Here is a 7,613-nt window from a genome sequence, read left to right on the forward strand (position 1 = left end):
CATGTAAACCAGCCGGTCCGTATCGCCGCGCGGACCTGCCGGGGTACGGGGTCAGTGAATGATGCCCGTGCGCAGGGCGACGGCGACCATTCCCGCGCGGTCTCCGGTTCCGAGCTTGCGGGCGATTCGGGCGAGATGGCTCTTGACGGTCAGGGCGGACAGGCCCATCGAGACGCCGATGGCCTTGTTGGACTGGCCTTCGGCGACCAGCCGGAGGACCTCGACCTCGCGGCCGGACAGTTCGCGGTAGCCGCCCGGGTGGCTCGGGGTGCCGGGGGGCCGGCGGTGCATACGAGCGGCATTGGCGCCGATGGGGGCGACGCCGGGACGGGTGGGGTGGCCGATATTGGTTCGGGTGCCGGTGACGACGTAACCCTTCACGCCGCCCGCGAGGGCATTGCGTACGGCGCCGATGTCATCGGCGGCGGAAAGGGCGAGGCCGTTCGGCCAGCCGGCGGCTCGGGTCTCGGACAACAGGGTCAGCCCGGAACCGTCGGGCAGGTGGACGTCGGCTACGCAGATGTCGCGTGGATTGCCGACGCGGGGACGGGCCTCCGCGATGGACGACGCCTCGATGACGTCACGTACTCCGAGTGCCCACAGATGGCGGGTGACGGTGGAACGGACGCGCGGGTCGGCCACGACGACCATGGCCGTCGGCTTGTTCGGGCGGTAGGCGACCAGGCTTGCGGGCTGCTCTAGGAGAACGGACACCAGGCCTCCTGGGAAGTGGCGGGACGGGCCGGCTCGGGGATGAAGCCGGGGCGAACCGTGCTTGAAGGGTCATTGACCTCTTCGGCAGCAGACCCGTCCTCCTTTAGAGGAAGATCACGATTTAGTGAGTAACAATTCGGGCAAATCGGACATGCGATCGATTGTACGAAAAAAATGCCGGTGATACTGCGACCTTCGTGACGCAGTGTTACCGGCATGGGGAGGGCTTCGTCGAGGAAGAAGTGCGCGAAGGGCCAAGGGTTTCAGGGGGCCTGGGGGCCGCGCCGCTGAGGGAGTGTCACCACCGCCGCGTCGGCGGGGTCCGACGGCGGCAGGCCGGCGATCTGGCACAGCAGATCGCCCCACGCCATCAGATGCGCCGCCGTGTCCGGTACCCCGCCACGCCCCTCACGCGGCGTCCATGACGCCCGGATCTCGATCTGCGTCGCCGGGCGGCGCGTGGCCAGTGCACCGAAGTAGTGCGAGCCCGCCCGGGTCACCGTGCCGCCCGCCTCCCCGTACGACAGGCCGCGCGCCTCCAGCGCACCGGTCAGCCACGACCAGCACACCTCCGGCAACAGCGGATCGGAAGCCATCTCCGGCTCCAGCTCGGCCCGTACCAGCGTCACCAGGCGGAAGGCCCCCTGCCAGGCCTCGTGCCCGGCCGGATCATGGAGCAGCACGAGACGGCCGTCGGCGAGATCCTCCTCGCCCTGGACGACCGCCGCTTCCAGGGCGTACGCGTACGGAGCGAGCCGCTTGGGCGGGCGTGTCGACTCCACTTCCAGCTCGGGGCGCAGCCGCGCCGCGTGCAACGCGTCCACCGCAGACCGGAACGCGGGCGGGACGGAACCACCCTCCGCGCTGTCCTTGCTGTCAGCGCCATCGGATTGATCGGAGAACTGTCCCTGAGCCGGAGCCATGCGGGGAAGAGTAGGCGGAATGGGAGCCTCGCGCAGGGAGGGACACCCGGGCGGGCCCCGGCTGCTTGCGGCTTCGTGCGAAGATTCTGTGTGTGAGTGCCAACGACCGCCCCATGGGCCAGCAGACGAAGACCTACGCCACCCATGAGTCGGCGTTCCTGAAGGCATGTCGCCGCGAGCCCGTGCCGCACACGCCGGTCTGGTTCATGCGCCAGGCGGGGCGTTCGCTGCCCGAGTACCTGAAGGTCCGCGAAGGCATCCCGATGCTCGACTCCTGCACGATGCCTGAGCTGGTCGCCGAGATCACGATGCAGCCCGTACGGCGCCACAAGGTGGACGCCGCGGTCTACTACAGCGACATCGTCGTCCCGCTCAAGGCCATCGGGATCGACCTCGACATCAAGCCCGGCGTGGGCCCCGTCATCGCCGACCCGATCCGCACCCGCGCCGATCTGGCCCGGCTGCGCGACCTCACGCCCGAGGACGTCCACTACGTCACCGAGGCCATCGGCCTGCTCACCGCCGAGCTGGGCGCCACCCCCCTCATCGGCTTCGCGGGCGCGCCCTTCACCCTCGCGAGCTACCTCGTGGAAGGCGGCCCGTCCCGCAACCACGAGCACACCAAGGCCCTGATGTACGGCGACCCGCAACTCTGGGCCGACCTGCTTGACCGGCTCGCCGAGATCACCGGTGCCTTCCTCAAGGTCCAGATCGAGGCCGGCGCCTCGGCCGTGCAGCTCTTCGACTCCTGGGTGGGTGCGCTGGCCCCCGCCGACTACCGGCGTTCGGTGCTGCCCGCCTCGGCGAAGGTCTTCGAGGCCGTCGCCCCGTACGGGGTCCCGCGCATCCACTTCGGTGTCGGCACGGGCGAACTCCTCGGGCTGATGGGCGAGGCCGGCGCGGATGTCGTCGGCGTCGACTGGCGGGTTCCGTTGGACGAGGCCGCGCGGCGGGTCGGTCCCGGCAAGGCGCTCCAGGGCAACCTCGACCCCGCGGTGCTGTTCGCGCCGACGACGGTGGTGGAGGAGAAGGCCCAGGAGGTGCTGGACGCGGCCGCCGGCCTGGAGGGCCACGTCTTCAACCTGGGCCACGGTGTGATGCCGTCGATGGACCCGGATGCCCTGACGCGGCTCGTGGAGTACGTGCACGAGCGGACCGAGCGCTGAGCCGAGGGGACCAGGCAGGGGCGCCGCGCACTCAGGCGGTGCCCGCCCGCCGCAGTGCCGTCACCGTCTTGCGGGCCGCCACCAGGACCGGGTCCCAGACCGGTGAGAACGGCGGCGCGTAGCCGAGGTCCAGGGCGGTCATCTGGTCCACGGTCATCCCGGCCGTGAGCGCCACGGCCGCGATGTCCACGCGCTTGGCCGCCCCCTCCCGGCCGACGATCTGCACACCGAGCAGCCGCCCCGTGCGGTACTCCGCGAGCATCTTCACCGTCATGGGCTGAGCCCCCGGGTAGTAGCCCGCCCGGCCCGTCGACTCGATCGTCGCCGTGACGAACCGCAGGCCCACCGAGCGGGCGTCCTTCTCGCGCAGCCCGGTGCGGGCGATCTCCAGATCGCACACCTTGCTCACCGCCGTGCCGACCACCCCCGGGAACGTCCCGTAGCCGCCTGCCACGTTGGACCCGATGACTTGGCCGTGCTTGTTGGCATGGGTGCCCAGCGCGATATGACGGGTGCGGCCCGCCACCAGGTCGAGGACCTCGACGCAGTCGCCGCCCGCCCAGATGGTGTCGTGCCCGACGACCCGCATCGACAGATCGGTGAGCAGCCCGCCGTGCGGGCCCAGCGGAAGACCGACGGCCCGCGCCAGCGTTGTCTCCGGTTCCACACCGATGCCGAGCACCACCACGTCCGCCGGGTAGCAGGTGTCGCCCGTGGCGACCGCGCGGACCCGGCCGTCCGGGCCGGTGCGGATCGCGGTGACCTCGGCCCGGTTGACCGTGGTGATGCCCAGGCCGTCCATCGCGTCGTGGACCAGCCGCCCCATGTCCGGGTCGAGCGTCGCCATCGGCTGCTCGCCGCGGTTGAGCACGGTCACCTCGAAACCGTGCTTCAGCATCGCCTCCGCCATCTCGACGCCGATGTAGCCCGCCCCGACGACGACCGCTCGCCTGCGTCCCGGCGCCACCCGGTCCAGCGACTCCAGCAGGGCCTGCCCGTCGTCCAGCGTCTGCACCCCGTGCACCCCGGGCGCGTCCATGCCGGGGAGCGCCGGACGCACCGGCCGGGCCCCCGTCGCGATCACCAGCTTGTCGAAGCCCGTCCAGTACGTCTCACCGGTCTCCCGGTCCAGGGCCCGCACCCGCTGCCCGGCGACATCGATCTCCGTGACCTCGGTGCGCATCCGCAGTTCGATGTCGCGGGCCCGGTGCTCCTTCGGCGTACGGGCGATGAGGTCGTCCCGCTCCACGACGTCGCCGCTGACCCAGTACGGGATGCCGCAGGCGGAGTACGAGGTGAAATGGCCCCGCTCGAAGGCGACGATGCTCAGCTCGTCGGGGCCCTTGAGCCTGCGGGCCTGGGACGCGGCGGACATGCCCGCCGCGTCACCACCGATGACCACCAGTCGCTCCGCCGTCATGCCTGGTCCCTTCGACACCGAGTCCGAAGGGACCACGCTACGACGCCGGAGGCGTGGACGAGGACCTCGACGGCTCGGGCGACGGCGACGCCGGGGGCGGCGTACGGCGTCCGCGCAGCCGGCCCCGCAGCAGCCGCCCCAGCAGCAGGAGTACGGCGACCGCGGCCAGGAACGGGGCCGCCGCGCCCACCGCCATCGCGAGCCACCGCAGCACCGTGACGAACGCGTGCCAGCCGCCGCCCAGCGCATCCAGGAATCCGGGGCCGTCGTCACCGTCCTCCTTCGCCGTCGCCTCCGGCTCGGAGAGGTCGAGGGTGATCGTGGCCAGCGTGGTGCGGTCCTTCAGCGACGCCTGCTGGGCGAGCAGTGACTCCAACGACGCCTGGCGGCTACTCAGTTCACCTTCCAGCGTGACCACGTCGGCGAGCTTCTCGGCCCGGTCCATCAGCTTGCGCACCCGCGCCACACTCGCCCGCTGGGTGGCGATCCGGCTCTCCACGTCGACCACCTGGTCGGTGACGTCCTTCGCGGACGACGTGCGCGACAGCAGCTTCCCGGCGCCCGCGAGCTCCCGCAGTACCGCGTCGTACTCGGCCTGCGGAACGCGCAATACGATATGTGACATTTCATGTGTGTCGTCGACCCGCTCGGTCTCCTCGGCGGCCACCAGGCCACCCGCGCTCTCCGCGGCCGAGCGGGCGGCAGCGGCGGCCCTCGGCACGCTCTTCACCTCCACGGAGAGCGTGGCGGTACGGATGACATGGCTGCCCGCGGGCAGGGTGCCGGACTTCTTCCGCTCCGCCGGCGAGCCGCCCGCCTCCTGCGGACCCTGCGCCGCCTTGTCGTCGGAGTCCGCGGCGCTCCGCTCGTCCGCAGAGACCGCTCTGTCGCTCTTCGCACTCGAATCGCTCGCGCCGCCGGAGGCGCTGCAGCCGCTCAGCGCGAGGAGGCCGGCCAGGGCTCCGGCGGCCAGGACCGCTCGTGAACGACGAACGGATGTACGGCCGAGTTGCCGGTCGGTCTGCATAACTGCTCTCCCGGGGCGGGTGGTTGATGGTGCCGGTTCGACGTATGCGGGAGGGGTGCGGGTTGCCCGATACCGGTTTCGAAGCGGTCACGTTCGGGACTCGGATGAGGTTTGAGAGAGTGGGGGCATGCAGCGTTCAATCAACCGCGCAGACACAGGCCCGGGTCATGTCGTCGTCATCGGCGGTGGCATCGCCGGTCTCGCCGCCGCCCACCGGCTCCTCGGGGCCGGGCTGCGGGTGACCCTCCTGGAGGCCACCGACCGGCTCGGCGGCAAGCTCATGACCGGTGAGATCGCGGGCGCCCGGGTCGATCTCGGCGCCGAGTCGATGCTCGCCCGGCGCCCGGAAGCGGTCGCTCTGGCACGCGCCGTCGGGCTCGGCGACCGACTCCAGCCACCCGCCACCGCCACCGCGTCGGTCTGGACGCGCGACGCCCTGCGCCCCATGCCCAAGGGCCATGTGATGGGCGTGCCGGGCGACCCGGCGGCGCTCAGCGGAGTGCTCTCCCCGGAGGGCCTCGCCCGCATCGCGCAGGAGCGCGACCTCACCCCGACCGCCGTCGGCGACGATGTCGCGGTCGGCGCGTACGTCGCCGACCGGCTGGGCCGCGAGGTCGTCGACCGGCTCGTGGAGCCGCTGCTCGGCGGCGTGTACGCGGGCGACGCCTACCGGATCTCCATGCGCGCCGCGGTACCGCAGCTCTTCGAGGTGGTGCGCGAGGGCGGCTCGCTGCTCGACGGCGTCCGGCGCATCCAGGAGCGGGCCGCGGCCCGGCAGCAGACCGGACCGGTCTTCCAAGGCATCGACGGCGGTATCGGCACCCTCCCGTACGCGGTCGCCGACGCCGTGCGCGCGGCCGGCGGGGAGATCCTGACCGGCACCCCCGTGCTGGGCCTGACCCGTACCACCGACGGCTGGGACGTCCGCACGGACGCCCGGATGATCACCGCCGACGGCATCGTGCTGGCCGCCCCCGCCTGGTCCGCCGCCACCCTGCTCGCCGCCGAGTCCCCGGCCGCCTCCGCGGAGCTCGCCGGTGTCGAGTACGCGTCCATGGCCCTCGTCACCATGGCGTTCCGCCGCTCCGACGTGGCCACGACCGGCGCACTCGACGGGCGCTCCGGCTTCCTCGTACCGCCGGTCGACGGCCGCACCATCAAGGCGTCCACCTTCTCCACCCACAAGTGGAACTGGGTCGCCGACTCCGCCCCCGACCTGTTCGTCCTGCGCACCTCCGTCGGCCGGTACGGCGAGGAGGACCACCTGCACCGCGAGGACACCGAGCTGGTCGACGTATCGCTGCGCGACCTCGCGGCGGCGACCGGACTGGCCGCCAGGCCCGTGGACACCGAGGTCACCCGGTGGATCGGCGGACTGCCCCAGTACCCCGTGGGACACCTTGCCCGGGTCACCCGGATCCGCGACGAGGTCGCCAAGCTGCCCGGCCTGCGGGTCTGCGGAGCGGTCTACGACGGCGTCGGCATCCCGGCGTGCGTCGCGAGCGCCCATCGGGCCGCGGACGAGATCGCCCGCGACCTCACGGGCGCGTCCGGGGAAGAGATCATCGCCACGTCGACCCTGGTTCAGGGCACACGGAGCGAGGCGGGACAATAGCCGTATGAGTGCGCCTGAGACTGTGAAATCAAGCAAGGGCCCCAACGCGGGTAAGAAGGCCAAGGACCTCAACGAGGTCATCCGCTACACGCTGTGGTCCGTCTTCAAGCTGCGCGATGTCCTGCCCGCGGACCGTGCCGGTTACGCCGACGAGGTCCAGGAGCTGTTCGACCAGCTCGCTGCGAAGGACATCACCGTTCGCGGCACCTACGACCTGTCCGGTGTGCGTGCCGACGCCGACATCATGATCTGGTGGCACGCCGAGACCGCGGACGAGCTGCAGGAGGCGTACAACCTCTTCCGGCGCACCAAGCTGGGCCTGGCACTGGAGCCCGTCTGGTCGAACATGGCGCTGCACCGCCCCGCCGAGTTCAACAAGTCGCACATCCCGGCGTTCCTGGCCGACGAGACGCCGCGCAACTACATCAGCGTCTACCCCTTCGTACGCTCCTATGACTGGTACCTGCTGCCGGACGAGGACCGCCGCCGCATGCTCGCGGACCACGGCAAGATGGCCCGCGGCTACCCCGACGTCCGGGCCAACACCGTCGCCTCCTTCTCGCTCGGCGACTACGAGTGGATCCTCGCCTTCGAGGCCGACGAGCTGCACCGCATCGTCGACCTGATGCGCCACCTGCGGGCCTCCGAGGCACGGATGCACGTCCGTGAGGAGGTCCCGTTCTACACGGGGCGCAGGAAGTCGCTCGCGGACCTGGTGGCCGGGCTCGCGTAGCGAGCGGGCTCCGAC

At 71.4% G+C, this 7,613-nt stretch carries 7 protein-coding genes; 3 read left to right on the forward strand and 4 right to left on the reverse strand.

Features of this window, described 5'->3' with window-relative positions; genetic code table 11:
* Window positions 1-51: 51 nt before the first annotated feature.
* A complete protein-coding gene (locus ACFU8Q_RS36655; protein WP_024488613.1) occupies window positions 52-714 on the reverse strand; it encodes a response regulator transcription factor in 663 nt (220 codons plus the stop codon).
* A gap of 263 nt (window positions 715-977) precedes the next feature.
* A complete protein-coding gene (locus tag ACFU8Q_RS36660) occupies window positions 978-1,637 on the reverse strand; it encodes a DUF3000 domain-containing protein (RefSeq protein ID WP_384463025.1) in 660 nt (219 codons plus the stop codon).
* Between the two features lie 92 nt (window positions 1,638-1,729).
* Here ACFU8Q_RS36660 and hemE point away from each other — a divergent pair, with 92 nt between their 5' ends.
* A complete protein-coding gene (gene hemE / locus ACFU8Q_RS36665; protein ID WP_384463028.1) occupies window positions 1,730-2,803 on the forward strand; it encodes a uroporphyrinogen decarboxylase in 1,074 nt (357 codons plus the stop codon).
* Window positions 2,804-2,834: 31 nt separating this feature from the next.
* Here hemE and ACFU8Q_RS36670 read toward each other — a convergent pair whose 3' ends face one another.
* Together ACFU8Q_RS36670 and ACFU8Q_RS36675 are read right to left on the reverse strand one after the other, a co-directional pair.
* Window positions 2,835-4,223 (reverse strand): FAD-dependent oxidoreductase, encoded by a 1,389-nt coding sequence (locus tag ACFU8Q_RS36670; RefSeq protein WP_384463031.1) that lies wholly within the window; start codon window positions 4,221-4,223, stop codon window positions 2,835-2,837.
* Between the two features lie 37 nt (window positions 4,224-4,260).
* Complete coding sequence (locus tag ACFU8Q_RS36675; protein WP_384463033.1) at window positions 4,261-5,250, reverse strand: DUF4349 domain-containing protein; 990 nt, start codon at window positions 5,248-5,250, stop codon at window positions 4,261-4,263.
* Between the two features lie 127 nt (window positions 5,251-5,377).
* On the opposite strand from ACFU8Q_RS36675, the gene hemG reads away from it, so the two are divergent.
* Together hemG and hemQ are read left to right on the forward strand one after the other, a co-directional pair.
* Window positions 5,378-6,865, forward strand: a complete 1,488-nt coding sequence (gene hemG, locus ACFU8Q_RS36680; RefSeq protein WP_384463036.1) for a protoporphyrinogen oxidase — start codon at window positions 5,378-5,380, stop codon at window positions 6,863-6,865.
* A gap of 4 nt (window positions 6,866-6,869) precedes the next feature.
* On the forward strand, window positions 6,870-7,598 hold the full coding sequence (gene hemQ, locus ACFU8Q_RS36685; RefSeq protein WP_384463040.1) for a hydrogen peroxide-dependent heme synthase: 729 nt from the start codon (window positions 6,870-6,872) through the stop codon (window positions 7,596-7,598).
* Window positions 7,599-7,613 lie beyond the last annotated feature (15 nt).

It is taken from the genome of Streptomyces sp. NPDC057543 (genome assembly GCF_042801895.1).
Taxonomy (GTDB): Bacteria; Actinomycetota; Actinomycetes; order Streptomycetales; family Streptomycetaceae; genus Streptomyces.

What these genes read in the sequence shown, in the direction of transcription:
- ACFU8Q_RS36660 (WP_384463025.1), bottom strand. Translation starts at nt 1,637, where the DNA reads ATGGCTCCGGCTCAGGGACAGTTCTCCGATCAATCCGATGGCGCTGAC.
- ACFU8Q_RS36670 (WP_384463031.1), bottom strand. Translation starts at nt 4,223, where the DNA reads ATGACGGCGGAGCGACTGGTGGTCATCGGTGGTGACGCGGCGGGCATG.
- ACFU8Q_RS36675 (WP_384463033.1), bottom strand. Translation starts at nt 5,250, where the DNA reads ATGCAGACCGACCGGCAACTCGGCCGTACATCCGTTCGTCGTTCACGA.
- hemG (WP_384463036.1), top strand. Translation starts at nt 5,378, where the DNA reads ATGCAGCGTTCAATCAACCGCGCAGACACAGGCCCGGGTCATGTCGTC.
- hemQ (WP_384463040.1), top strand. Translation starts at nt 6,870, where the DNA reads ATGAGTGCGCCTGAGACTGTGAAATCAAGCAAGGGCCCCAACGCGGGT.